24 protein-coding genes, 1 tRNA gene and 1 riboswitch are annotated in these 24,513 nt (G+C 72.7%); of the genes, 15 read left to right on the top strand and 10 right to left on the bottom strand.

The window, feature by feature from the left end:
- The first annotated feature begins 10 nt into the window (after positions 1-10).
- From AB0G02_RS03990 to AB0G02_RS03970, 5 genes are all read left to right on the top strand, one after another.
- The gene (locus AB0G02_RS03990; protein WP_360788962.1) at positions 11-895 is read left to right on the top strand and encodes a TIGR01777 family oxidoreductase; all 885 of its coding nucleotides are present in this window, start codon (positions 11-13) and stop codon (positions 893-895) included.
- The gene (locus tag AB0G02_RS03985) at positions 892-1,491 is read left to right on the top strand and encodes a phosphatase PAP2 family protein (RefSeq protein WP_360788959.1); all 600 of its coding nucleotides are present in this window, start codon (positions 892-894) and stop codon (positions 1,489-1,491) included. Before AB0G02_RS03990 ends, AB0G02_RS03985 begins: the two co-directional genes overlap by 4 nt.
- Positions 1,478-2,221 carry a lipoyl(octanoyl) transferase LipB gene (gene lipB / locus AB0G02_RS03980; RefSeq protein ID WP_360788956.1) on the top strand — a complete coding sequence of 248 codons (744 nt, stop codon included), beginning with the start codon at positions 1,478-1,480 and terminating at the stop codon, positions 2,219-2,221. Before AB0G02_RS03985 ends, lipB begins: the two co-directional genes overlap by 14 nt.
- A 62-nt stretch (positions 2,222-2,283) precedes the next feature.
- On the top strand, positions 2,284-3,171 hold the full coding sequence (locus AB0G02_RS03975; RefSeq protein WP_360788954.1) for a hypothetical protein: 888 nt from the start codon (positions 2,284-2,286) through the stop codon (positions 3,169-3,171).
- 10 nt (positions 3,172-3,181) lie between these two features.
- On the top strand, positions 3,182-3,700 hold the full coding sequence (locus tag AB0G02_RS03970) for a helix-turn-helix domain-containing protein (protein WP_360788951.1): 519 nt from the start codon (positions 3,182-3,184) through the stop codon (positions 3,698-3,700).
- On the opposite strand, the gene AB0G02_RS03965 is transcribed toward AB0G02_RS03970, so the two are convergent.
- Positions 3,685-4,617 (bottom strand): LLM class F420-dependent oxidoreductase, encoded by a 933-nt coding sequence (locus AB0G02_RS03965; protein ID WP_360788948.1) that lies wholly within the window; start codon positions 4,615-4,617, stop codon positions 3,685-3,687. The genes AB0G02_RS03970 and AB0G02_RS03965 overlap by 16 nt on opposite strands.
- A gap of 82 nt (positions 4,618-4,699) precedes the next feature.
- Positions 4,700-5,347, bottom strand: a complete 648-nt coding sequence (locus AB0G02_RS03960; protein ID WP_360789009.1) for a TetR/AcrR family transcriptional regulator — start codon at positions 5,345-5,347, stop codon at positions 4,700-4,702.
- A 131-nt stretch (positions 5,348-5,478) separates the two neighbouring features.
- Between AB0G02_RS03960 and AB0G02_RS03955 the strand changes: the two genes are divergently transcribed.
- From AB0G02_RS03955 to lipA, 3 genes are read left to right on the top strand one after another with little or no spacing between them, the layout of a single operon-like run.
- Positions 5,479-5,934, top strand: a complete 456-nt coding sequence (locus AB0G02_RS03955) for a hypothetical protein (RefSeq protein WP_360789006.1) — start codon at positions 5,479-5,481, stop codon at positions 5,932-5,934.
- Positions 5,935-5,954: 20 nt separating this feature from the next.
- Positions 5,955-6,896, top strand: a complete 942-nt coding sequence (locus AB0G02_RS03950) for an oxidoreductase (protein WP_360788946.1) — start codon at positions 5,955-5,957, stop codon at positions 6,894-6,896.
- 15 nt (positions 6,897-6,911) lie between these two features.
- Positions 6,912-7,916, top strand: coding sequence for a lipoyl synthase (lipA, locus tag AB0G02_RS03945; RefSeq protein ID WP_360788943.1), 1,005 nt, complete (start codon positions 6,912-6,914; stop codon positions 7,914-7,916).
- On the opposite strand, the gene AB0G02_RS03940 is transcribed toward lipA, so the two are convergent.
- The gene (locus AB0G02_RS03940; protein WP_360788940.1) at positions 7,896-8,936 is read right to left on the bottom strand and encodes a saccharopine dehydrogenase NADP-binding domain-containing protein; all 1,041 of its coding nucleotides are present in this window, start codon (positions 8,934-8,936) and stop codon (positions 7,896-7,898) included. The two genes, lipA and AB0G02_RS03940, sit on opposite strands and share 21 nt — an antisense overlap.
- A gap of 24 nt (positions 8,937-8,960) precedes the next feature.
- On the bottom strand, positions 8,961-9,251 hold the full coding sequence (locus AB0G02_RS03935) for a hypothetical protein (RefSeq protein ID WP_360788938.1): 291 nt from the start codon (positions 9,249-9,251) through the stop codon (positions 8,961-8,963).
- Positions 9,252-9,695: 444 nt separating this feature from the next.
- Between AB0G02_RS03935 and AB0G02_RS03930 the strand changes: the two genes are divergently transcribed.
- Complete coding sequence (locus tag AB0G02_RS03930) at positions 9,696-10,172, top strand: TIGR04141 family sporadically distributed protein (RefSeq protein WP_360788935.1); 477 nt, start codon at positions 9,696-9,698, stop codon at positions 10,170-10,172.
- An 85-nt stretch (positions 10,173-10,257) separates the two neighbouring features.
- Here the strand turns inward: AB0G02_RS03930 and AB0G02_RS03925 are convergent.
- The 3 genes from AB0G02_RS03925 to AB0G02_RS03915 all read right to left on the bottom strand — a co-directional run bounded on the left by AB0G02_RS03925 (position 10,258) and on the right by AB0G02_RS03915 (position 11,361).
- Positions 10,258-10,329: transfer RNA gene (locus AB0G02_RS03925), tRNA-Val, on the bottom strand.
- Between the two features lie 38 nt (positions 10,330-10,367).
- Entirely contained in the window at positions 10,368-10,826 is a 459-nt protein-coding gene (locus tag AB0G02_RS03920; protein WP_360788932.1) for a peroxiredoxin, read from the bottom strand.
- A 103-nt stretch (positions 10,827-10,929) separates the two neighbouring features.
- Positions 10,930-11,361: a DUF3052 domain-containing protein gene (locus tag AB0G02_RS03915; protein WP_360788930.1), complete on the bottom strand. Its 432-nt coding sequence runs from the start codon at positions 11,359-11,361 to the stop codon at positions 10,930-10,932.
- Positions 11,362-11,657: 296 nt separating this feature from the next.
- Here AB0G02_RS03915 and aceE point away from each other — a divergent pair, with 296 nt between their 5' ends.
- The 3 genes from aceE (at position 11,658) to AB0G02_RS03900 (ending at position 17,856) form a co-directional block, all read left to right on the top strand.
- Positions 11,658-14,408, top strand: a complete 2,751-nt coding sequence (gene aceE, locus AB0G02_RS03910; protein ID WP_360788928.1) for a pyruvate dehydrogenase (acetyl-transferring), homodimeric type — start codon at positions 11,658-11,660, stop codon at positions 14,406-14,408.
- A 159-nt stretch (positions 14,409-14,567) separates the two neighbouring features.
- The gene (locus AB0G02_RS03905) at positions 14,568-16,625 is read left to right on the top strand and encodes a substrate-binding domain-containing protein (RefSeq protein ID WP_360788925.1); all 2,058 of its coding nucleotides are present in this window, start codon (positions 14,568-14,570) and stop codon (positions 16,623-16,625) included.
- A gap of 1 nt (position 16,626) precedes the next feature.
- A complete protein-coding gene (locus AB0G02_RS03900; RefSeq protein ID WP_360788922.1) occupies positions 16,627-17,856 on the top strand; it encodes an extracellular solute-binding protein in 1,230 nt (409 codons plus the stop codon).
- Here the strand turns inward: AB0G02_RS03900 and pnuC are convergent.
- A complete protein-coding gene (pnuC, locus tag AB0G02_RS03895) occupies positions 17,853-18,485 on the bottom strand; it encodes a nicotinamide riboside transporter PnuC (protein ID WP_360788919.1) in 633 nt (210 codons plus the stop codon). The genes AB0G02_RS03900 and pnuC overlap by 4 nt on opposite strands.
- 50 nt (positions 18,486-18,535) lie before the next feature.
- Positions 18,536-18,659: riboswitch (FMN riboswitch) on the bottom strand.
- Positions 18,660-18,792: 133 nt separating this feature from the next.
- Here pnuC and AB0G02_RS03890 point away from each other — a divergent pair.
- Positions 18,793-20,040, top strand: coding sequence for a phytase (locus AB0G02_RS03890; RefSeq protein ID WP_360788916.1), 1,248 nt, complete (start codon positions 18,793-18,795; stop codon positions 20,038-20,040).
- Between the two features lie 70 nt (positions 20,041-20,110).
- On the opposite strand, the gene AB0G02_RS03885 is transcribed toward AB0G02_RS03890, so the two are convergent.
- Positions 20,111-20,902, bottom strand: coding sequence for a hypothetical protein (locus AB0G02_RS03885; protein WP_360788913.1), 792 nt, complete (start codon positions 20,900-20,902; stop codon positions 20,111-20,113).
- 203 nt (positions 20,903-21,105) lie between these two features.
- Positions 21,106-22,617: an alpha/beta hydrolase gene (locus AB0G02_RS03880; protein WP_360788909.1), complete on the bottom strand. Its 1,512-nt coding sequence runs from the start codon at positions 22,615-22,617 to the stop codon at positions 21,106-21,108.
- Between the two features lie 120 nt (positions 22,618-22,737).
- Here AB0G02_RS03880 and AB0G02_RS03875 point away from each other — a divergent pair, with 120 nt between their 5' ends.
- Positions 22,738-23,913 (top strand): helix-turn-helix domain-containing protein, encoded by a 1,176-nt coding sequence (locus AB0G02_RS03875; protein ID WP_360788906.1) that lies wholly within the window; start codon positions 22,738-22,740, stop codon positions 23,911-23,913.
- Positions 23,914-24,146: 233 nt separating this feature from the next.
- The coding region (locus tag AB0G02_RS03870; RefSeq protein ID WP_360788903.1) for an acyltransferase domain-containing protein at positions 24,147-24,513 on the top strand (367 nt) is incomplete at its 3' end.

Here is a 24,513-nt window from a genome sequence, read left to right as displayed (position 1 = left end):
CGATCAACGCATGCGCGTTGTCATCGCGGGGTCGTCGGGCTTGATCGGCACCAGTCTGGTCGCCGCGCTGCGCGGCGCCGAGCACGAGGTCCTGCGGTTGGTGCGCCGGCGGCCGTCCGCGCCGGACGAGCGCGGCTGGGACCCGCCCGCCGGCCGGATCGACGCCGGGGCGCTGGACGGCGTGGACGCGGTGGTGAACCTCTGCGGCGCGGGCGTCGGGGACAAGCGGTGGAGCGACGCGCGCAAGCAGGTGCTGCTGGACAGCCGCACGGTGCCGACGGAGGTGCTGGCCGCGGCCGTGGCCGAGCGCGGCGTCCCGGTGCTGGTCAACGCCAGTGCGATCGGCTACTACGGCGACACCGGTGACGAGGTCGTCGACGAGACGAGCCCGTCGGGCAGCGGTTTCCTGGCCGGGTTGTGCCGCCAGTGGGAGGCCGCGACCGGGCCCGCCGACGCGCACGCCCGCGTGGTGCGGATGCGCACGGGCCTGGTCATCGGCCCGTCCGGCGGCCTGTTCGGCAGGATCAAGCCGCTGTTCTCGCTCTTCCTCGGCACGCGCTTCGGTGACGGCCGCCAGTACATGCCGTGGATCTCGCTGGACGACGCCGTCGCGGCCATCCGGTTCGTGGTCGAGCACGACGTCTCGGGCCCGGTGAACATCACCTCCCCCAGCCCGGTCACCAACGCCGAGTTCACCCGGACGGTCGGTCACGCCCTGCACCGGCCGACGCCGTGGGTCGCGCCCGCGTTCGCGTTGAGGGCGGTGCTGGGCGACATGGCCGAGGAAGGTCTGCTCGCCGGTCAACGCGCCGTGCCGCGGGTGCTCGAACAGCGCGGCTTCCAGTTCCTGCACCCCGCGCTCGGAGCCGCCGTGGCGGCGGCCGTCGAGGGGTGATCGGCGTACTGCTCGGCGTCCTGCTGGTGCTGGCCTCGGCGGTCCTGGGCTTCACGGTCCGCGACGAGCCGCCGGCCCTGGACCGGGAGCTGCACCTGGCCGCGGTCCACCTCGGACCGGACTTCGTGCACTCGGCGGCGGTGGTCAGCTTCGTGCTCAGCCCCGGGTTGGCCACGATCGCGCTGGTGTCGCTGGCGCTGCGGGCGCTGCTGGCGAAGGACCCGCTGATCGCGCGGTCCGCCGTGCTGCTGGCGGTCTGCTGGGCCACGTTGTTCGCCCGCTACGCCTTCCGGCGGGTCCGCCCGGTCGACTTCCCGAAGTGGGCCTACCCGAGCGGGCACGTCACGGCGGTCACCTCGGTCGCGTTCACCGGTGTGGTGCTGTGCGCGTGGCTCGCCCGTCGGCACCTCCGGCTCGCCGTCGTGCTGGCCTGCACGGCGGTGGTGCTCACGGCCGCCAGCCGGGTCGTGCTGGAGATGCACTGGTTCACCGACACGGTCGGCGCGGTGCTGGCCGTGGTGGGCGTGGGCCTGCTCGTCGGCCGTGCCCTGGGGCTGCTGCCCGTGGGCGTACTGTCGAGACGTGAGCAGTCCTGACCTTTCCTGCCGCGCCTCGACGGACCCGATCGAGGTGCGTGAGCTGGGCACCGTCGACTACCTGGCCGCGTGGGACCTGCAACGCCGACTCGCGGAGGCACGCGCCGAGGGCACGTCCGGCGACACGATGCTGCTGCTGGAGCACCCGCCCGTCTACACGTGCGGTCGGCGCACCGAGCCCGAGGAGCGACCCCGCGGCGGCGGCACCCCGGTCATCGACGTGGACCGGGGCGGCAAGATCACCTGGCACGGCCCGGGTCAGCTGGTCGGCTACCCGATCGTGGGGCTGGCCGAGCCGTTGGACGTGGTGCAGTACGTGCGCCGCCTGGAGCAGGCGCTGATCCACGTGTGCGACCAGCTCGGCGTGCGCACGGGTCGGGTCGAGGGCCGCAGCGGCGTGTGGATCCCGGCCGACGACAAGGGCGGCGAGCGCAAGGTCGCGGCCATCGGCATCCGGGTGCAGCGCGGCGTCACCATGCACGGGTTCGAGATCAACTGCAACGCCGACCTGGGCGCTTTCGGCGACATCATCCCGTGCGGCATCCGGGACGCCGGGGTGGCGTCGCTGTCGCACGAGCTGGGCCGTGACGTGACCGTGGCCGAGGTGCTGCCGCTCGCGCGCCGGGCGGTCGTGGACGCGTTGAACGGCGACCTGCCGCTGACCGAGCGCACGCTGGCCCGCCCGGAGCCGGTCGCCGCCGGCGTGACGTTCGCGGTGCAGACGGGCTGACAGCCGACGCACTCCCCCTCTAGGGTTCCGGAATTACGGACTACCAGAGGGGGAGATTCGTCGTGCTCCTGACCCGACGGAACCTGTTCCGCGCCTGCGGGGTCGCCGGCGCCGCCACGCTGTTACCCGGCACCGCGGCGGCCGAGCCGGACGGCTGGTTCGGCTGGCTGCGCGCCAACCGGCGGCACGTGGCCGCGGTGCTGGACGACGGGCGGGGCGGGCGGGTCGTGCACCGGCCGCACGAGCGGCAGCCGTTGGCGTCGGTGCGGCACGTCGAGCACTTGGCGGCGTACGCCGCGAGCGGCCTCGGACCGCGGGAGCGGGTGCGCGTCGCGGACTGGGAGCAGTACTTCCTCGGGCTGGACGGTGGCGCGCATCAGGCGGCGCTGAGGGCGTTGGGGATCGCGAGCACGAACGGCGTGACGGCCGACGAGCCGCAGCGGTTCGTGACGGTCGAGCAGCTGGTGTCGGTGGTGGTCCGGCACGGCGACTACGCGGCCGGCGACTGGCTGCGGCAGCGGCTCGGGGTGGCCGTGCCCGCGTTCTCGACCGAGGTGTTGCGGCTGGTGCTGGGGCGTGCGGTGGAGGTCGAGCGGTACCTGGGTGATCCGCGGCTGCGGCTGGAGGTGCTCGGGCGGTTCCCCGACGTGCCGAAGGCGTACGAGGGCCGGCGCTCGTGGGCGCGCGGGACGTGGGCCGGGACGGCGGCGGAGGTGCACCGGGCGTTGACCGGCGCGTCGCTCGACGATCCGGTGGTCGGGTCGCTGCCGGGGGTCGTCGCGGTCGGCGTCGGCGTGCGGCGGGAGGACGGCCGGGTGGGCGGTGCGGTCGTCCTGACCCGCGAGGTCGACGAGGCGTGGTCCGCGCGGGCGGAGGAGCTCGCCGGGTTGGTCCGAACGGCCCTGGTGGAGCCCGCTGTCCTGCGCGAATTCCAGGTGAGCCTCTCGTAGGATCACCGCGGTGGACCTGGTGCAGCGACTTGCCGAGCTGGAACAGCGCGTGGCCGCGCTGGAGGGCGACGGGCGCGGGGCGCTGCCGTTGCCCGCGGCGGGCGACGACGGCGAGCACGGTCCCGGCGGCCCCGACTCCGGCGGTTACGGCTTTGAGCGGCACGGCTCCGGCGGGCAGGTCGCGCTGGGCGGTGGCCCGGTGTGGTGGCGGACCGACACGACCCCGGACCGCGCGCGGTCGCTGCCGGACGGGCCGCGGGTCGAGGTGCTGTCGGCGTTGGCGCACCCGGTGCGGGTGGAGATCGTCCGCACCCTGCTCACCAGGGGCGCCCAGCCCTCGACGGCGTTGCAGGAGGCGGCCCGGCTCGGGTCGACCGGCAGGCTCTACCACCACCTCAAGGCGCTGACCGCGTCCGGCGTGGTGGAGCAGGACAAGCGCGGGAGCTACCGGCTGCGGCCGGCCGCGACCGTCCCCGTGCTCGTCCTGCTCACCGCCGCGTCGGACGTCGCCGGTCAGCTGCGCAGCTGAGGCGCGACGGAGGCCGCGATGAACTCCACGTGGTCGAGGTCGGCCAGGTCGAGCACCTGGAGGTAGGCCCGGCTGATGCCGGTCCGCTCCCGCCACGCGCCGAGCTTGTCCACGACCTCGTCGGGCGTGCCGGCCAGGCCGTTGCGGCGCAGCTCGTCCACCTCGCGGCCGATGGCGCCGGCCCGCCGGGCGACCTCCGCGTCGTCCCGCCCCACGCACACCACGAACGCTGCGGAACGGGTGATGTCCGCCGGGTCGCGGCCGATGGCCTCGCAGGCCGCGTCGACCCGGGCGAGCACCTCGACGGCCGTGTCGGCGTCCTGGAACGGCAGGTTGAACTCGTCGGCGAACTTCGCCGCGAGCGCGGGCGTGCGCTTGCGACCCGTGCCGCCGACCAGCACCGGGATGTCGTGCGCGGGCTTGGGCAGCGCGGGCGAGCCGGCCAGCCGGTAGTGCTCGCCGGTGAAGTCGTAGGTCTGCCCGACCGGCGTGCCCCACAGGCCGGTGATGATCTCCAGCTGCTCCTCGTACCGCTCGAAGCGCTCGACCGTGGACGGGAACGGCAGGCCGTACGCGGTGTGCTCGGCCTCGAACCAGCCCGCGCCGAACCCGAACTCGACCCGGCCGCCGGACATCTGGTCCACCTGCGCCACGGAGATGGCCAGCGGGCCGGGGTGGCGGAACGTGGCGGCGGTCATCAGCGTGCCGAGCCGGATCGTCTTCGTGTCGCGGGCGAGACCGGCGAGGGTGATCCAGGCGTCGGTCGGACCGGGCAGGCCGTCGACGTCGCCCATCTTGAGGTAGTGGTCGGAGCGGAAGAACGCGCCGTAGCCGGCGGCCTCGGCGGTGCGCGCCACGGCCAGCAGGTCGTCGTAGGCAGCGCCTTGCTGGGGTTCGGTGAAGATGCGGAGTTCCACCCCGTCGACGCTAGTCGTGCGTGCGACCGGCTCGCGATCCGAGCGTCTCGAAGACCTCGACGACGCCGTGGGCGCGACGGCCTCAGCGGCGGCGCGAGCGCGACCGCTTCTCCTCCGCGGGAGGCGCGGTCGGGGCCGCCTCGGACACCCGCAGCCCTTCGACCACCCGCACGATGGTGCGCTCGACCTCGGCGCTGGCCTTGCGCGGGTCGGACGCGCCGGCGATCGTGCTCGCGCCCGCCGACAGCGCGCCGAACAGCAGCCTGCTCATCGTCTCCACCGGCAGCTGCTCCAGCTCCCCGGAGGTGACCAGGACCTCGATCGTGGAGCGCAGCAGGCCGTAGCTGAAGTGCTCCTCGGCCTCGCGCCAGCGCTCCCAGCCCATCACCACCGGCGCCTCGTGGATCACGATCCGCTGGTAGGCCGGTTCCAGGCAGACCCGGACGTACGCGCGCAGGCCCTCGATCGCGGTCTCCCACGGGTCTCCGGGCGCGCTGACGATCTCGCCCAGCCGCTCCATGAACTTCGTCTCGACCGAGTCGAAGGCGGCCTCGAACAACGCCTGCTTGCCGCTGAAGTGGTGGTACAGCGCGCCCTTGGTCAGCCGCGCCCGCTTGGCCACCTCGTCCAGCGAGGTGCCCGCGTACCCCCGTTTGGTGAACAGCTCCACGGCACTGTCCACGAGGGCCTGCCTCGTCGACTCCGAGTAGTCCAACCGCCTCGACCGCACTGTCACCACGTTCACAACCGTACGACATACCGACGGTACGTACCCGTGGTATGTTCGCTCCATCGGCCATACCGACGGTATGCCACAGACCTGGGGTATGACGCCGGTCACCACGACAGGAGGGCGTGATCATGGGTTGGTCCGACTTCTACCGACGGCGCGACGCTCTGGACGCCGTGCTCCGCGCAGCGGCGGGTGCCCCCGCGGCTCCCCTGGCGTTCGACCGCGACCTGTTCGCCTCCGAGGACGAGCTGCTCCTGGCGCTGCACTACCGCTGGATGCAGCAGCTCACCGGGCGGCTCGGCACGGCGTTGCAGGACAGCGACGACCGCGTCGAGACCGTCGCGCGCACGTGGCGGGCGCTCGCCAGCGAGCAGCCGGTGCTGCGCGCGGTGCTGGACGCGCACCTGACCTCGCCCGAGGCCGTCGAGCGCGAGCAGCGCCTGCTGGCGCTCACCGCGGGCCTCGCCGAGCTGTCCGAGCCGGGCGAGGACATCGCCCGGGTCGGCGCGGCGTTCGCGAACCTGGTCCGCACCCGGCCGGCGGTCGTGCCCGGCAGGCACCGCCGGCTCGCCAAGAGCGCCTGATCGCCTGTAGGTATTGAGCCATGCCGAAGTGGATCGCCCGCAAGTGGGACACCGCCGACATCCCGGACCAGAGCGGGCGCACCGTGCTGGTGACCGGGGCCAACTCGGGCCTGGGCCTGCGCACCGCCGAGGTGCTGGCGGGCAGGGGCGCGCGCGTCCTGCTGGCGTGCCGGTCCCCCGAACGCGGGCAGCGCGCGCTGGAGCGGGTGCGCGCCACCGGCGGCACGGCCGAGCTGGTGCAGCTCGACCTGGCCGACCTGTCGTCGGTCCGCGGGGCCGCCTCGCTCGTGCGCGACCGCACCGGTGACGCGCTGGACGTCCTGGTCAACAACGCGGGCGTGATGGCCGTGCCGTTCGGGCGCACCGCCGACGGCTTCGAGCGGCAGTTCGGCACCAACCACCTCGGCCACGCCGCGCTGACGTGGCTGCTGATGCCCGCGTTGCGCACCCGACCGGGCGCGCGCGTGGTCACCGTGTCCAGCCTGGCCCACCAGGCGGGCCGCCTCGACCTGGCCGACCCGAACTACGAGGCCCGCCGCTACACGCCGTGGGGCGCCTACGGGCAGTCCAAGCTGGCCAACCTGCTGTTCGCCCGGGAGCTGGACCGGCGCACCCGCGCGGCCGGCGTGGACGTGACGTCCGTCGCTGCCCACCCCGGCATCACCGCCACCGAGCTGAGCGCCAACATGGCCCGCGCGCGGCGCAGCGCGCTGCTCGGGATCGGCGCCAGGATCGGTGACCTCTTCTCGCAGTCCGTCGAGGTCGGGGCGTTGCCGCAGCTCTACGCGGCCACGTCGCCGGACGCGGAGCCGGGCGGCTACTACGGGCCGGACGGCTTCCGCGGGATGCGTGGCCACCCGGCCCCCGCCGGGTCGACCACGGCCGCCCGCGACGACCTCGCGGCCAGCCGGTTGTGGGACTTGACGGCCAAGCTCACGGGCGTCGCACCCGACCCCTCGTGACGTAGGGTTGAAGCCGTGACCGTCGTACCTGAAGGTCGGAAGCTGCTGCGGCTGGAAGTCCGCAACAGCCAAACGCCCATCGAGAAGAAGCCCTCGTGGATCAAGACCAAGGCGAAGATGGGCCCCGAGTACCGGGAGCTCAAGGGCCTGGTCAAACGCGAGGGCTTGCACACGGTGTGCGAAGAAGCCGGTTGTCCCAACATCTACGAGTGCTGGGAAGACCGGGAGGCCACCTTCCTCATCGGTGGCGAGCAGTGCACCCGTCGCTGCGACTTCTGCCAGATCGACACCGGCAAGCCCGCCGACCTCGACCGCGATGAACCGCGGCGGGTGGCGGAGTCGGTGCAGGCCATGGGGCTGCGCTACTCGACCGTGACCGGCGTGGCGCGCGACGACCTGGAGGACGGCGGCGCGTGGCTGTACGCCGAGACCGTCCGCCAGATCCACGCGATGAACCCCGGCACCGGCGTCGAGCTGCTGATCCCGGACTTCAACGCGGTGCCGGAGCAGCTGGCCGAGGTGTTCTCGTCGCGGCCCGAGGTGCTCGCGCACAACCTGGAGACCGTGCCGCGGATCTTCAAGCGCATCCGGCCGGCGTTCCGCTACGAGCGGTCGCTGGAGGTCATCACCGCGGCCCGCGAGGCAGGCCTGGTGACGAAGTCCAACCTGATCCTGGGCATGGGCGAGACGCCGGACGAGGTCACCGAGGCGTTGAGCGACCTGTACGACGCCGGCTGCGAGATCATCACCATCACGCAGTACCTGCGGCCCTCGCCCCGGCATCACCCGGTGGAGCGGTGGGTGAAGCCGGAGGAGTTCGTCGTGCACAAGGAGACCGCCGAGGGCATCGGGTTCTCCGGGGTCATGGCCGGTCCCCTGGTCCGCTCGTCCTACCGCGCCGGCCGGCTGTACGCGCAGGCCGTGCAGAAGCGCGGCGACGTGCTGCCGGAGAACCTGCGCCACCTGCTGGAAGCGGGCGGCGCGGCCCAGGAGATCACCTCACTGCTGTCGGCCCGCTGAGGTCGGCTCGTCGACCACCACGCCGTCCAGCGCCCGGACGTAGTCCGCTCCGAACGCGCTGGACGGCGTGTGCGCGCCCGGGGTCACCTCGTGGACGCGCTGGACGGCCCTGACCACGGAGTCGGCGGTGAGGTCGTAGGCGTTCGGCCCGGTGAGCGCGGCCCGGACCCGGTTGCCCTCGGCGTCCCAGACCTCGCCGAACACCTGGCAGCGCGTCCTGGCCCTGGTGGCGTCGTCCGGCCCGCCGATGCGCTTGGCCAGCGCCCTGCCCAGCCGTTGCGCCACGGGGGTGCGCAGCAGCGGCGCGGTCAGCGGCTGGAGCGTGCCCAGCACGCCGGGGATCGTGGTGAACGTGGCGATGTTCGGGATGCCGGTGGACCGGTAGGCGGTGCTCACGTCACCCCACGGGATCGTGCCCACCTGCCGCGGCCGGTCGCGGAAGTGGGCGGTGCGGCGCCGGTGGCCGAGCCGCACGGAGCGGAGGACGCCGTCCTCCCGGACGCGGTTGCCGCCGCCCGAACCCTCGACGGCGGTCATCGCCGTGCCCGAGCTGGCGCCGCCCTGGACCAGGAACGCCAGGTCGAGGTGCGTGGCCGTGGGCAGCGCCTCGTGCAGCATGGCGGCCAGGCAGTCGGTGGGCACGACGTCGAAACCCGCGCCCGGCAGCAGCACCACCCCGGCGGCCTTCGCGTCGGCGTCCCGTCGGCTCACGGCCTCGAAGACGTCGATCTCGCCGGTGATGTCGACGTAGTGCGTGCCGCTGCGGAGGCAGGCGTCGACCATCGGCCCCGAGGTGGCCGCGAACGGGCCCGCGCAGTGGGCGACCACGTCCACGTCCGCCAACGCCCCCGCGGCGTCACCGAGGCCGAAGACCCGGTGTTCCAGGCCCAGCCGTTCGGCCAGGGGGCGTACCTTCGCGGCGTCGCGTCCCGCCAGCACCGGCCGCAGCCCGCGGCGCACCGCCAGTTCCGCGACGAGCGTGCCGGTGAACCCGTTGGCCCCGTAGATCATCCACGTCATGCGGTAGAAGCTACTCGCAGGTAGCTACTTGGACGACCGCCGACGCGCCTCGAGCGCCCCGACCACGAGCACCGCCCCCACCGCGGTGACCGGTGCGGCCCACACCAGCCGCTCCCGGCGCAGCCGGTCGCAGATCCGCACGAACGCCGCGCCCTCCGCCTCGACGGCGGCCTGGTCGAACCCCACGCCGACGCTGTTGCCGCAGGCGACCCCGATGCCCGACGGCGAGTCCGCGGACAGGGGCAGCAGCATGATCAGCATCCCGGCCAGGAAGAACGCGACACCGACGACTGCGGTGACGACCCTGGGCGACATGTGAGGAAGTTACGTCTTCGGCCCGCCCCGGCACAGGCGGATGTCACCCAGGGGGATTTGTGAGCAGCCCCTAATGCGCCGAACGGGCTACGAGGGTCAAGCGGCGCCTTCGTGCGCCGAACGGTCCACGACCCGACAATCCGATCAGCCGAACCATTCGGGAACCGCGGCATTGTCGAGCCCCGATCACCGACGAAATCCGTTAATCACTCGATCGAGTGACTTCGCTCCGAGCGAGCCCACCCGACTCGCCCAATCCCGTGCCGCAGCGTGCATCGTCGCACCTCATCGGCTGTGCGGGGCCGTTCCGCCACTGGGCTCAGGCCGCTTGCCGCTTGCCGAGCGCCCCGACCGTTCCACCCGTTCGTGAGCCACGGTGATCACGTCACCCCGAGCCCTTTCCGCTTCGTTTCCGCCACGCAGGCAGGAGGAGTTCCGACCGCCGTGAACACCATCCGAGAAACCTCGCACCTGGTCGTCGTCACCCGCGCGCTGCCCGACGACGACCCGGTCCTGCCGACCCTCGAACGCCGACTCGCGGCAGCGCTGGGCGGCAGCACCCGCTTCGGCCCCCTGTCGCTGCGCTGGCCCTCCGCCGCGGCCGACCGGGCCCGCGCCACGGTCGCGTTCCGCACCAACGACGTGGGCGGCTACGGCCCGATCGCCCTGGACCCCGACCTGGACGTCACCGCCGTGACCGCCCGCTTCGCCCGCATCCCGGAGTTCGCGCGGACGGACGAGCTGAAGCAGTCCCGCCTGATCCCGTGCGCCGACCAGGCCCGCGAGGAACTGCTGACCGAACCCATCCCGATGGACCGCTGGATCACCTTCGACACCACCATCGGCCACCACACCTACCAGCTGCGCGAAGGCCGGTGGCACAAGACGACCCACCGCCCGTCGCCTTCGTCGCTCACCTGAACGCAAGAAGTACTCGCGGGCCGTTCCGGATCATTTTCCAGCGCACGCCGAACGGGAAGCGGAGTTGCGGCCCGGGAGGGCGGGGTGGGCGCGGCAGGATTCGAACCTGCGACCGCTCGGGTGTAAACCGAGTGCTCTTCCGCTGAGCTACGCGCCCCGAAGCGCCGGCGACACGTCGACGGCGCCGGGCAGGTGTCAGGACAAGGCCGCGACGGCCTTCTTCCACGCCTCCTGGTCACGGGGTTCGCCCGGGGCGTTCACCTCGGCGTAGCGGACCACGCCGGAGGTGTCGACGAGGAACGTGCCCCGGTTGGCCAGGCCCGCCTGGTCGTTGAACACACCGTAGGCCTGGGCGACCTCCCCGTGCGGCCAGAAGTCCGACAGCAGCGGGAACTGGTAGCCCTCCTGGGCGGCCCACGCCTTCAGGCTGAACGGGGTGTCCACGGACACACCGATGACCTGCACGTTCTCGTCCTCGTACACCGCCAGCTCGTCACGCACCTGGCACAGCTCGCCGGTGCAGATGCCGCTGAACGCGAACGGGTAGAACACCAGCAGCACGTTGCGCTCCCCGCGGAACGAGGACAGCGTCACGGGCTGCTTGTTGTAGTCGTTGAGCGTGAAGTCGGGGGCCTGAGCACCAACCTCGACCATGCAACCCTCCACCGGAACCAGAGCAACCCGAAGAACGGGCTCCACCCGATCGGGGAGCCCGCCGTCGAGCCTAGGGCATGGCGGTCGGCGTTCCTCGCCGCGGTCAGCGCTTCGTCTTCGCCGACTTCGGGGAGACGAGCCTGGTCGCGGACCAGTCACCGCTCACCGTGATGTTGGAGGTCTGGGCGAGCCCAGCGGTGGACACGGCCTCGGCGATGTCACTCGGTTCGACGTGACCGGCGCGGCCCGTCTTGGGTGTCAACACCCAGATCACGCCGTCGTCGGCGAGGCCCGTCGTGGCGTTGATCAAGGCGTCGGCGAGGTCGCCGTCCTCCTCGCGCCACCACAGCAGGACCACGTCCATGACCTCGTCGGAGTCCTCATCGAGCAGATCACCGCCCACCCGCTCCTCGATCGCGGCACGCAGGTCGTCGTCGACGTCCTCGTCCCAGCCGATCTCCTGGACCACGCTGCCCGGTTCGATCCCGAGCCTGTCGGCGACACCGATCTTGCCGGCGTCTTCCGCGGCGACCACGGCTTCCACTCCTCCAAGTACACAAGAGCGGCAGCCGGGGTACGACTGCCGCGCGATGTCACTACCAGTCGCGGCTAGCGAACACTGTCTGCCCCGCCACGCGCAACCGTAAGAGCCAAGACACGCCGCATCGGGTACCCCCGGGTGCGGCCCTCCGAGGGCATGAGGCACGCTCTACACACCTCCTATTCGCGCGCGCGAGAGAAACGATCCAGAGTTACTCACCGGTAGAGGTGACGGGACCGTGACTGTCGGGCGACGATGGGGTTGAGAAGACACCGGAACGAGGAGATCCCTTGGCCCCGCAGAACCCCCCCGAGCGGGTACGCGTCATCCGTGACGGTCTGGCCGCCCACCTCCCCGACATCGACCCGGAGGAGACCGCGGAGTGGCTGGAGTCGTTCGACGCCGCGCTCAAGGGCGGCGGGCAGCAGCGCGCCCGCTACCTGATGCTGCGGCTGCTCGAGCGGGCCAGGGAGAGCCACGTCGGCGTCCCTTCGCTGACCAGCACGGACTACGTCAACACCATCCCCACCGAGCGTGAGCCGTGGTTCCCCGGCGACGAGGAGGTGGAGCGCCGCTACCGGGCCTGGGTCCGGTGGAACGCGGCGATGACCGTGCACCGCGCGCAGCGGCCGGGCGTCGGCGTCGGCGGCCACATCTCGACCTACGCGTCGTCGGCGAGCCTCTACGAGGTGGGCTTCAACCACTTCTTCCGCGGCAAGGACCACCCCGGCGGGGGTGACCAGGTGTTCATCCAGGGTCACGCCTCCCCCGGCGTGTACGCCCGGGCGTTCCTCGAAGGCCGCCTGACCGCCGAGCAGCTCGACGGCTTCCGCCAGGAGTACTCGCACGCCGGCCCGGGCGGCGGCCTGCCGTCGTACCCGCACCCGCGGCTGATGCCGGACTTCTGGGAGTTCCCCACCGTGTCCATGGGCCTCGGCCCGATGAACGCGATCTACCAGGCGCGGTTCAACCGCTACCTGCACGACCGCGGTATCAAGGACACGTCCGACCAGCACGTCTGGGCGTTCCTCGGCGACGGCGAGATGGACGAGCCGGAGTCGCGCGGCCTGCTGCAGGTCGCGGCGAACGAGCAGCTGGACAACCTGACCTTCGTGGTGAACTGCAACCTGCAGCGCCTCGACGGCCCGGTCCGCGGCAACGGCAAGATCATCCAGGAGCTGGAGGCGTTCTTCCGCGGCGCGGGCTGGAACGTCATCAAGGTCATCTGGGGCCGCGAGTGGGACGCCCTGCTGCACGCCGACCGCGACGGCGCGCTGGTCAACCTGATGAACACCACGCCGGACGGCGACTACCAGACGTACAAGGCCAACGACGGCGCGTACGTCCGCGAGCACTTCTTCGGGCGCGACCCGCGCACGAAGGACCTGGTCACGCCCATGTCCGACGACGAGGTGTGGAACCTCAAGCGCGGCGGCCACGACTACCGCAAGGTGTACGCGGCGTACAAGGCGGCGGTGGAGCACCACGGCCAGCCGACGGTCATCCTCGCCAAGACCATCAAGGGCTACGGCCTGGGCCCGCACTTCGCGGCGCGCAACGCCACGCACCAGATGAAGAAGATGACCCACGAGGACCTGAAGCTCTTCCGGGACAGCCTGCGCATCCCGATCGAGGACAAGGACCTGGACCCGTACCTGCCGCCGTACTACCACCCGGGCAAGGACTCCCCGGAGATCCAGTACCTGATGGAGCGGCGCCGCCAGCTGGGCGGGTTCGTGCCGGAGCGGCGGACGAAGTCCAAGGCGCTGGTGCTGCCGGGCGACAAGGTCTACGACGTGATCCGCAAGGGCTCGGGCAAGCAGGAGGTCGCCACCACGATGGCGTTCGTCCGGCTGGTCCGCGACCTGGCCAAGGACCCGGAGATCGGCGGCCGGATCGTGCCGATCATCCCGGACGAGGCGCGCACGTTCGGCATGGACTCGATGTTCCCGGCGCAGAAGATCTACAACCCGAACGGGCAGATGTACACCTCCGTGGACGCCCAGCTGATGCTGGCGTACAAGGAGAGCGAGCAGGGCCAGATCCTGCACGAGGGCATCAACGAGGCCGGTTCGACCGCGTCGTTCACCGCGGCGGGCACGTCCTACGCCACGCACGGCGAGCCGATGATCCCGATCTACATCTTCTACTCGATGTTCGGCTTCCAGCGCACCGGCGACGGCCTGTGGGCGGCGGCGGACCAGATGGCGCGCGGTTTCGTGCTGGGCGCGACGGCCGGCCGCACCACGCTGACCGGTGAGGGCCTGCAGCACGCGGACGGGCACTCGCTGCTGCTGGCGCACACCAACCCCGCGGTGGTGGCGTACGACCCGGCGTGGTCGTTCGAGGTGGCGCACATCGTCCGGGACGGCCTGCGGCGGATGTACGGCGAGAACGCCGAGAACGTCTTCTACTACATGACCGTCTACAACGAGCCGTACCAGCAGCCGGCCGAGCCGGAGGGCCTGGACGTCGAGGGCCTGCTCCGCGGCCTGTACCGGTACCAGCAGGCGCCGGCGCAGAGCGGTCCGCGGGCGCAGCTGCTGGCCTCCGGCGTGGCGATGCCGTGGGCGGTCAAGGCGCAGCGGATGCTGGCCGACGAGTGGGGCGTGCAGGCCGACGTGTGGTCCGCGACGTCGTACTCGGAGCTGCGGCGCGAGGCGGTCGAGGTCGACCGGCACAACCTGCTGCACCCCGACCAGGAGCCGCGGGTGCCGTACGTCACCCAGGTGCTGGCGGACGCAGCCGGTCCGGTCGTGGCGGTGTCGGACTGGATGAGCGCGGTGCCGGACCTGATCCGGCCGTACGTGCCGACGGACATGACCACGCTGGGCACCGACGGGTTCGGCTTCTCCGACACCCGGCCGGCGGCGCGGCGGCACTTCCTGGTCGACGCCGAGTCGGTCGTGGTGGCCACCCTGGCCGCGTTGGCCAAGCGCGGTGAGATCCAGCAGTCGCTGGTCGTGCAGGCGGCGCGCAAGTACCGCATCGACGACGTCGGCGCGGCGGGCCCGTCCACCTCGGACCCCGGCGTGGCCTGATCGGTTCGGACCTCGGGGCGGTCACGCGACGGCGTGGCCGCCCCGAGGCGTCTCCGCAGTAATGCGGCCCACCAGCGGAGATGTCCCCGTTCCCGCTGCGCGTTGTGATCCACCCCATAGACTTGGCGCACAAACCCGGCGTTCCAACGAGGGGTCGGAGTGGGCACGCAGCCGCAGCACGCGTTGCACCGCACGGTCGTGGTCGTCGACGTGTCCGCGTTCGGGCAGCGGGCCCGCGTTCCCCAGGGTGAGATCCGGCGCGGCATGTACGCGGCGCTGCGGGCGGCGTTCGACGACAGCGGGCTCGACTGGTCGGCCACCCACCACGAGGACCGCGGCGACGGCGTGTTCGTGCTCGTGCCGGCCGACATGCCCAAGAGCCGGGTGGTCGGCGGCCTGCCGCGCGCCCTGCTGGACGAGCTGCGCCGCTACAACGCCACCCGGACCGACGACGCCCGGCTCCGGCTGCGGATGGCGATCACCGCGGGCGAGGTGCAGCACGACGAGCACGGCGCGATCGGGGACGAGGTGACGCTGGCGTTCCGGCTGCTCGACTCCCGGCCGCTGCGCGACGCGCTGGACCGCTCGACCGCGTTGGTCGCCCTGATCGTCTCCGACCGGTTCTACGACGACGTGGTGCGCCCGGACCCGGCGATGGACCCGGGGTCGTTCCGCCGGGTCGACGTGGAGGTCAAGGAGGTCCGCGGCCCCGCGTGGCTGCACGTGCCGCACAGCGGCCAGGCCGAGGTCGTCCCGGAGGGCCCGGTCGCGGGAGGGACGGCGGAACGGAAGGCGGAAGACGAGCCGGTCGAGGAGAGGCCCGGACCGCGGCGCGGCAGGCTCCGCCCGCAGGCCGCCCTGCTGGTGCCGGTGCTGCTGCTCGTGGCCGTGACGAACGCCGCGGGCGCCTCGCCACCCGCCGTGCCGCCCTGCCCACCACCGGTCCAGCTCAACGTGCTCACGTCGGACGAGCTGGAGGGGGTCGTCCGCTGGATCGCGCTGGAGTTCGAGGAGGAGGCGCAGCGGCGCAACGACCTGGGCTGCAAGGAGGTGGACGCGCTGGTGTTCAGCGGTCCCTCCGACGAGCAGGCCGCGGCGGCGCTGGGCCGGGGCTGGTCGACGGCCGACCTCACCGGCGTCGGCCCCGAACCGCACGTGTGGCTGCCGGACAGCAGCGCGGAGGTCCGGCCCACCCAGGCGACGCTGCGGACCCGCACCGACACGGTGCTGCGGCCCCGCGGGGGCGTGGCGGTGTCGCCGATGGTCGTGGGCGTGTCGGAGGAACTGGCCGCGGCGCTGGACGACCAGTTCCGGTGGGGGCGGATGGGCCGGACGGCCGCCGTGGACACGTCGTCGGGCGTCGGCGTGATCGCCGCCGCCGCGCAGGTGCGCGCCGCGGTGGGCGGGCTGTACCTGAAGACGGGCGAGATGCCGCGCGAGCTCCACGAGCTCACCAGCGCCTCGACCACCGCGCAGCCGTGCGTCGACGACGTGCTGGTCGTCGGGTCGGAGAAGTCGGTGGCCGGCACGGACGGGTGCCGGGTGCTCTACCCGCGGGACGGCGTGCTGGTGCTGGACCACCCGTTCGTGGAGGTCGAGCGACCGACCCGGCCGGTGAACGAGCGGCGCCGGCAGGCCGTGGAGCGGTTCCGGCAGCACCTGCTCTCCCCGTCCGCCCAGGACGAGTTGCGGCGGGCGGGGTTCCGGGACGTGGACTGGAACATCGGGTCGGACCCGGGACCGGGGGTGCGCGCCGACCGACCGCTGGTGCTGCCCGACGAGCCGGACGCGAAGGCGATCCGCGACGCGTGGAAGGCCGCGAGCCAGCCGCGGGTGATCGGCGTGGCCGGTGACGGCTCCGCCGACGCGGCGCTGTTCCTCGAGCAGGTGCGGCAGCTGCGCGGTCCGGGTGACGAGGTGATCGACCTGCCGCTGTCCGAGCACCTGGTCGAGGAGGCCGTCCGGCGGAAGGCGGACGTCGTGGTGGTGGCGTCGCGGGCCCCGGCCCCGGCGGTGAGGACGACCCTCGGCGGTCTGGTCGAGGTGGTGGCCGTCGGGTTCGAGGAGGGGGCGTGCGCGCCCTCAACGGCCCTCTACGCCGTCGCACACGATCATGGGGGGTCCTGCCACGAAATCGTCGACCGGAACGGCTCCGGGCCATCTGAGCGCCAGAAAACCGCCTTGGCGGACGTCGCGCGCGCCGCGTGGGGGGAGTGACGTGATCCGCGCACTCGTGCCGCTGGTGGTGCTGCTGGCGGCGTGCACGGCCCCGGTCCGGGACGACGTGGAGGACGGCACCGGGCCGATCACGTTCGTGGACGGCCCCGACACCACGGCGGGCGGGCAGGTGCGGAAGCTGGTCGATCGCTGGAACGCGCAGGCCGACCGGCGCGAGCAGGTGGCCTTCGTGGAGATGCCGAACACCACCGACGGCCACCGCGCCCAGCTGGCCGCCCGCGCCCAGGACCTCGAGGACGTGCGCGGCGGCCCCGACTGCTACGACGTGATGGCCGTGGACATGGTGTGGACGGCCCCGTTCGCCGCGGCGGGGCACCTGGTGGAGCTGGATCCCGACGAATTCTGGGTGGACCGGATGCTGCCGGAGGCGGTGGAGGCGGCGAAGACCCCGGACGGGGAGCACCTGTGGGCGGTCCCGTGGCGCAGCGACGCCGGGCTGCTCTACTACCGCACGGACGTGCTGGATGACGCGGGGGTGGAGCCGCCGACCACGTGGGCCGAGCTGAGGTGGCAGGCGAGCACCATCGCCCCGCAGCACGACCTGGAGGGCTACGTGGCCCAGCTCGGGCGCTACGAGGGCCTGACCGTCAACGCCGCCGAGGCCATCTGGGCGCACGAGGGCGACCTGCGGCACCCGGACTCGGCGCAGGCGAAGGAGGGCGTGCGCGCCCTGGCCGAGGGCGTCGCGCAGGGCTGGATCCCGCACGAGGCGCTGGAGTTCAACGAGAACACCTCCCTCGCGGAGTTCATGGCCGGCCGGGCGCTGTTCATGCGCAACTGGCCGTTCGCGGGCCCCCGGCTCGACGACGGGGAGAGCTCGAAGGTGGTCGGGAGGTGGGCCGCGGTCCCGCTGCCGGGCCCGAGCGCGTTGGGCGGCTGGAACCTGGCCGTGTCCCGGTGCTCGGCCCACCAGGCGACCGCGCGCCGGTTCATCAGGTTCGTCACCGACGTGGAGAACCAGCGGCTGATGGCCCAGCGCGCCGGGTTCGCGCCCACCATCGAGTTCCTCTACGACGAGCCGGGCCTGGTGTCGCCCGAGCTGCGCCGGAGCCTGCTGGGCGCCCGGGCCCGGCGGCCGTCCCCGCACTACGACGTGCTGACCAGCGTGATGCAGGAGAGCCTGCACCACGTCCTGGAGAAACCGGACTCGGTCGACGAGTCGATGGACCAGCTCGCGGACGACCTGGAGCGGGCCGAGCAGGGCCGCTAGGGCTTGACCGCCTCGACGCGGGCGTTCGTCTGCTTCGCGGCGCGGTTCCAGTCGATCCAGCCGCGGATCACCAGGACGGCGAAGACGGTGTAGACCGCCGCGCTGAACCACAGCCCCGACTGGATCTGCAACGGCACGCCGATCGCGTCCACCACGAGCCAGACCAGCCAGAACTCGACCAGGCCGAAGCCCTGGAGGGTGAAGGCGAGGACGGTGCCGACGAAGATCGCGGCGTCCGGCCACGGCGCCCAGGACGCGTTCAGCGCGTCGAGCACCAGCGCGAACCCGATCGTGCCGAGGACGAACGCGACCGCCACCGCGAGGCGTTCCCGCGCGGTGCCCTTGCGGACCACCACGCCGAACACCGGGTCACGCCGGCGCGTCCACGCCCACCAGCCGTAGAGGGTGATGAGCGCGATCACCACTTGGCGCGCGGCGGTGCCGCCGAGGTGGGCGGACACGTAGACCACGAACAGCAGCGTGACCGAGACCAGCTGGACGGGCCACGTCCACAGCGAGCGCTTCTGCGCCAGGTACACCACCACCAGCGCGAAGACCTGGCCGGTGAACTCCGCCCAGGAGACCTTCTGCCCGAACAGCGTGAAGCCCTGCTCCATCAAGACGTGCACCGCGTCCTCCATCCCCGACAGGTCGTCCCCGGGGCATGGCAAGCCAACGTGATGCGCGCCTCCCATCCGGACTTTCACCGTCGGCCCCGGAGTTCCACCGGGTCAACCGCCCTGGTGGGCGGGTCGCGGGCTGTGACCGCCGGTTCGGATTTCCACCGAGCCCCGGAGCGCATGTCTCTACATCGCGTCGGAACATCATGGCGCGTGAAAGTGTTCCTGTGGTGATCGACGGCACAGTCCGCAAGAACCGAGAACCGGTCACCTCGACTTCAACCCCGGTACACCGGAGGCCGGTAGCTTCCGCCGAATGCGAATCCTGCTCATGGCCGCGGTGGTCCCGCTGCTGGTCGCGTCCTCCCCCGGTCCCGTCGAGGTCGTGCCGGTCACCCAGACCCGCGCGTTCGTCGACGACCCGTCCGGCAGCCCCGCCAACGCCGACGCCGACGACCCGGCGGTCTGGGTGCACCCGCGGTCGGCCCGGCAGAGCGTCGTGCTCGGCACGCTCAAGGAGGGCGGGCTGGTCGCGTTCGACCTGCGGGGCCGGACGCTGGGCACCTACCCCGCGCCCACCGCGCCGACGCCGGACGCCAAGCCCGGTCGGTTCAACAACGTCGACGTGCTCGCCCGCGTGCCGGTCGGCGGGCGGGTGCAGGACCTGGCGTTCGTCAGCGACCGCGGCCGGGACCGGGTGCGGGTCTACGAGGTCGACGGGCGCGGTGCGGCGGCGGGCGCGGCGGTCCTGCGGGACGTGACCGACCCCGGCGCGCGGCCGGTGTTCTCCGCGTCGGAGGCGGAGGTGGACGACCAGCGCACCGCCTACGGGCTGGCGGCCGGGTTCGTCGGCCGCACGCCGGTCGTCGTGGTGAACCGGCGCAACGGGACGACGGTGGCGCTGCTGCGCGTGACGGCCGGTCCGGGCGGCTCGGTCGGCACGTCGGCGGTGGCCTCGCTGGACCTGCCGTCGTTGTTCCGGCTGCCCGACGGCACCTCCTGGGCGCCGTGCGGCGAGCCGGGCGAGGGACCGCAGCTCGAAGGCATGGTGGTCGACTCGCGGCACGGCGTGCTGTACGCGGCGCAGGAGGACGTCGGCATCTGGCGCGTGCCGCTGCGGGCGACCGGGTTCGGCAGGCCCGAGCTGATCGACGAGGTTCGCTCGTTCGGGGTGCCGCAGACCTACGACCCGGAGACCGGGGAGTGCGCGGTGTCGGGCGCCGACCCCGGCTTCGGCGGGCGGCACCTGGTCGCGGACGCCGAAGGGCTGACCGTCGGGGACGGGTACCTGGTCGCGTCCAGCCAGGGCGACTCGCGGTTCGTCGTCTACGAGCGGACCGGCCGCAACCGCTACGCCGGCGAGTTCGTGGTGGGCCGCGGCCGGGGCAACGACTCGGTCGAGCACTCCGACGGGGCGCACCTGGTGACCGCCGACCTCGGCCCGGACTACCCGGAGGGCCTGCTGGTCGTGCAGGACGGCGAGCGCACCCCGGCCACGGGTGACCTGGCCACCACCGGGTTCGCGTACGTCAGCTGGGCGGACGTGCTGGACGGGCTGGACTGAGCCGTGACGAGCGGCAGGCCCCGCCCGTGGTGCCGGGCGGGGCCTGCGCGGACGTGCGTCGCGGACGGGTTCAGCGGCCTTCGACGGGCGGGATCGACAGGCCGGCGGGCGGGGTCGGCGGGTCCGCCGGGGCGTGCCGGGCCGACCTGGCTGCGGCCGTCACGGGCTCCTGCGACCGGCGCGGCGCCGGGGTGATGCTCGCCGACTCCTGCTGGATGCGGTCGAGCCAGCCCTCCCAGCGCTGCTGCATCGGCCGGACCAGGCCGCCGCCGACGCCGACCACGATGACGCCCGCGATCGTGGCCAGCACGGCGATCAGGACCGGCATGGTCACCGCGACGGCGATGCCGAGCTGGTTGAGGGCGGCGATCACGCCGAGCGCGACGATGAAGCCGTAGGTGATGCCGCCGAGCACCTTCGTGTACGGGCGGTTGCCCAGCGCGCCGGTGACCAGGCCGCGCAGGGCCTTGCCGACGGCGGCGGCGACGAGCACCAGCACGATGGCCACGACGATCCGCGGCAGGTAGGCGATGACGTCGTTGAGCAGCGCGCTCACCGCGTTGCCGGTGCCGAACACGCCGAACGCGAGCTGCAGGGCGATCAGCAGCACGAAGTAGTAGACGAGCTTGACGATCAGGTTGGAGGCGTCGACCGGTGACTTCGCCATCGCGCCGCCCAGGCCGGACCGCTCGACGAGCCGGTCGAAGCCGACCCGCTGGAGCAGGAACCCGACGGCCTTGGCCAACGCCTTGGCGATCAGCCACCCGATGATCAGGACCAGCAGGAAGCCCAGGAGTTTCGGCACGAACGTGGCCACCATCGCCCACGCCTGCCCGAGTCCATCGGTGATCCGGGAGCCCACGACGCCCCTCCTTCGCATGTCGCTTGTGGACCGGATCGTTTCCCAGCCCGAATCACCCGGCAACCTGAAGTGGTGGCACGAAAGGGTGACTGACGTGGCGGTTCTCGCGCCGGCGGTCCAGAGTGGAATCACCGGTGGGGACCGGGGAGAGGGAAACGCCCGGCGCGAGGTGCTCGCGCCGGGCGTTTTCGCGTGGCCGGTCCTCAGATCCGCACGGACAGGGCGAGACCGTCCAGGTAGGTCCGCACGTGCAGCGGCGAGGTCGGCTGGTCCACCGTGGGCCGCGGGTCGCCGGGGCAGGCGGAGCTGCTGGGCGGCAGCACGCCGTTGACGAGGTACCGGTTGACGGCCCGGTCGACGCACGCGTTGCCGCTGCCGTAGAGGCCGTGCCTGCCCTCGTCCAGCACGGTGACCAGGTTGTCCCGGAGCCGTTCGGCCATGGCCGGGCCGCTCTCGTACTGGGTCTGGGTGTCGCCCTCCGACTGCACGACCACGCCGACCGGGTAGCCGTCGCGCTTGAGCTCCACGGCGGGCTCGGGTGGCGTGAAGCTGCGGAACGCGCAGGTGGTCGGCGCCGCCCGCAGCACGCCGAAGCCGTACGGGTAGCGGTCGCGGAACACCCGCATGTCCTCGTAGTAGGTCTCCACGTCGGTCGGCCAGTCGACCTCGCACGTCACGGTGTTGAACACGCCCGAGATCAGGTCGTCGTCCGCCGAGCCGGACATCAGCGCGCCCGCCTCGGACGGTGCGCCGGCCTGGAGCTGCGACACCGCCACGGCCAGTTCGGCCCACAGCGGGCGGTAGCGCGCGCCGACGCCGACGGCCGCGTCGAAGCGGGTGCGGGTGGCGTCACCGACCGGTTTCACCGCGAGGGCCGTCGCGACCCCCTCGACGGTGCCCATCACCTCGTCGGCCGTCGCGCCGAGCTTGAACCGGTCGCGGTGCTGCGCCACCCACGTCGCCCACAACTCGACGTTGCGCCTCATCGCCACCGCCTGCGCCCGGAACTGCTCGCGCCAGATCCACTCCGGGTGCACGGCCGAGTCGAGCACGCTGCGGTCCAGGCGGGCCGGGAACAGGCTGCCGTACACCGCGCCCAGGTAGGTGCCGTAGGAGTAGCCGAGGTAGTTGAGCTTCTCCTCCCCCAGCGCCGCCCGCACCACGTCGAGGTCGCGCGCGGTGTTCGCGGTGTTGATGAACGGCCGGATGCCGCCCGCCGCGCGGTGGCACGCGGCCTCCGCGGCCTGCGCCTCGGCGGCCCACTTGGGGAACTCGGAATCAGCCGGACGGGTGTCCATCGTGGCCAGTTCGGGGACGGTGCGGCAGGTCAGCGCCGTCGACCCGCCGACGCCGCGCGGGTCGAACCCGATCAGGTCGTAGACCTTCGCCACCTCGCTGCCGGCCAGGAACGCCGGCATGCCGAGGCCCGATCCGCCCGGCCCGCCGGGGTTGAGCACCAGGATCCCCCGCCTGCGCTCCGGTTCGGAGGCCTTCCGGCGGCTGATCACCAGCGAGATCCGGTCGGCCTCGGGCCGCTTGTAGTCCAGCGGCAGGACCAGTTCGGCGCACTCCAGCTGCTGCTTGCACGGCGACCACTTGAGCTGCTGCGCGGTGAACTCGGACAGCGGGTCGCTGCGCGCCCTGCCGAACGACGGCACGACCGCCGTCGCCAGCACGGCGGCGACCACCAGGCCGACTGACATGTACCTGCGCACGAGCACCCTCCCCGACGAACCGGTCCTACGACGGCACCGACGGTAAGACGATCGGCGCACAGCGTCAGGTGGAGTCACTCGTTGGTGTAGGCGTCCCTCGCCCGTGCGATCGTGTTCGGTATGACCAGCTCAACCGCGTTGTCGCGGGACACCCTGCGAACGCTGCGCCGGGCGTCGGGCGACCTGGCCGCGGCCAGCGTGGCCGAGATGGAGCAACGCCTGCCCTGGTTCCGGCGGATGCCCGCCGACCAGCGGGCCGGGGTGACGCTGCTGATCCAGAACGGGGTGTCCGGGTTCGTGTCCTGGCTGCACGACCCGCAGCAGGCGATCCGGCTGACCGCCGAGGCGTTCCGCTCCGCGCCCAAGGACATCTCGCGGTGGGTGAGCCTGCGGCAGACCGTGGAGCTGGTGCGGATCGCGCTGGAGCTGTTCGAGGAGCTGCTGCCCAAGCTGGCCGAGAACGAGGCCGAGCGCGCGCTGCTGACCGAAGGCGTCCTGCGGTACGGCCGGGAGATCGCGTTCTCGGCGGCCACGTCGTACGCGGCGGCGGCCGAGGCGCGCGGCGCGTGGGACGCCCGGCTGGAGGCGCTGGTCGTGGACGGCATCGTGCGTGGGGACGCGGAGGAGTCGCTGCTGTCGCGGGCCACCGCGCTGGGCTGGGACCCGGCGGCGGAGGCGACGGTGCTGGTGGGCAACCCGCCGTCGGACGACCCGCCCGCGGTGGTGTTCGAGGTGCGCAGCCGGGCGGCCCGGATCGGCCGGCCCGTGCTGCTGAGCGTGCAGGGCTCGCGGCTGGTCGTGGTGCTGGGCGGTGAGACCGAGCGGGGTGAGGCGCTGGTCCGGGTGTCCGACGCGTTCGGGCCGGGCCCGGTGGTGGCCGGTCCGACGGTGACCAGCCTGGCCGACGCGCACCGCAGCGCCGGTGACGCGCTGTCCGGGCTGCGCGCGGTGGTGGGGTGGCCCGCCGCGCCGCGGCCGGTGCGGTCGCTGGACCTGCTGCCCGAGCGGGCGCTGGCGGGCGACCCGGAGGCGGAGTGGCAGCTGGTGGACCGGGTGGCCCGGCCGCTGGAGGACGCGGGTGGCTCCCTGCTGGAGACCGTGGACGCGTTCCTGGAGGTGGGCGGGGTGCTGGAGGCCTGCGCGCGGAAGCTGTTCGTGCACCCGAACACCGTCCGCTACCGGCTCAAGCGCGCCACCGAGCTCACCGGGCGCAACGCCAACGACCCCCGTGACGCTCTGGTGCTGCGCATCGCGCTCTCCGTGGGGCGGCTGGCCCGGGCCCGCGGCCTGTGGTGACCCTCCCGGACGACCCTCGGACGAGTGTGACGGACGACGCATGTCCGATTTGGGCAGGGATCGACAACACGGGACGTCGTTCTACGTTCATCTCCGAGTCACATTTGTAGAGACCCTACAAGCCAGCGTCTCGGGTTTCGTCAGTGGCGACATCACCGGAAACGGCCGCGACCGTGTTCAGTGAGGTGGTGATCGCGCTCCTCGCCCCCGGACAGGGGTCCCAGACACCCGGCATGCTGACCCCCTGGCTCGAGGTCGAGGGGGCCGCCGAGCGCGTCGCCGCCTGGTCCGAGGCGACCGGGCTCGACCTCGCCCGGCTGGGCACCACCGCGGACGCGGACGAGATCAAGGACACCGCGGTCACCCAGCCGCTGGTCGTCGCGCTCGCCCTGCTGGCCTACGAGGAGCTGCGCCGCCGGGTCGAGCTGCCCGCCGACACGATCGTGGCCGGCCACTCCGTCGGCGAGCTCGCCGCCGCCGCCATCGCGGGCGTGCTGAGCAGCGACGACGCCGTGGCGCTCGCCGCCGTGCGCGGCGCCGAGATGGCCGCCGCCTGCGCGGCGACGCCGACCGGCATGGCCGCCGTCCTCGGCGGCGAGC

The organism is Actinosynnema sp. NPDC023658 (assembly GCF_040639995.1).
Classification (GTDB): Bacteria; Actinomycetota; Actinomycetes; order Mycobacteriales; family Pseudonocardiaceae; genus Actinosynnema.
Note: the sequence above shows the minus strand (reverse complement) of the source record. Positions and strands in the feature narration are given on the sequence as shown.

Excerpts from the sequence above, each read along its gene's own strand:
- AB0G02_RS03990 (WP_360788962.1), top strand. The coding sequence starts at position 11 with ATGCGCGTTGTCATCGCGGGGTCGTCGGGCTTGATCGGCACCAGTCTG.
- AB0G02_RS03955 (WP_360789006.1), top strand. The coding sequence starts at position 5,479 with ATGGGTTGGTCCGACTTCTACCGACGGCGCGACGCTCTGGACGCCGTG.
- AB0G02_RS03950 (WP_360788946.1), top strand. The coding sequence starts at position 5,955 with ATGCCGAAGTGGATCGCCCGCAAGTGGGACACCGCCGACATCCCGGAC.
- AB0G02_RS03940 (WP_360788940.1), bottom strand. The coding sequence starts at position 8,936 with ATGACGTGGATGATCTACGGGGCCAACGGGTTCACCGGCACGCTCGTC.
- AB0G02_RS03935 (WP_360788938.1), bottom strand. The coding sequence starts at position 9,251 with ATGTCGCCCAGGGTCGTCACCGCAGTCGTCGGTGTCGCGTTCTTCCTG.
- AB0G02_RS03920 (WP_360788932.1), bottom strand. The coding sequence starts at position 10,826 with ATGGTCGAGGTTGGTGCTCAGGCCCCCGACTTCACGCTCAACGACTAC.
- AB0G02_RS03890 (WP_360788916.1), top strand. The coding sequence starts at position 18,793 with ATGCGAATCCTGCTCATGGCCGCGGTGGTCCCGCTGCTGGTCGCGTCC.
- AB0G02_RS03875 (WP_360788906.1), top strand. The coding sequence starts at position 22,738 with ATGACCAGCTCAACCGCGTTGTCGCGGGACACCCTGCGAACGCTGCGC.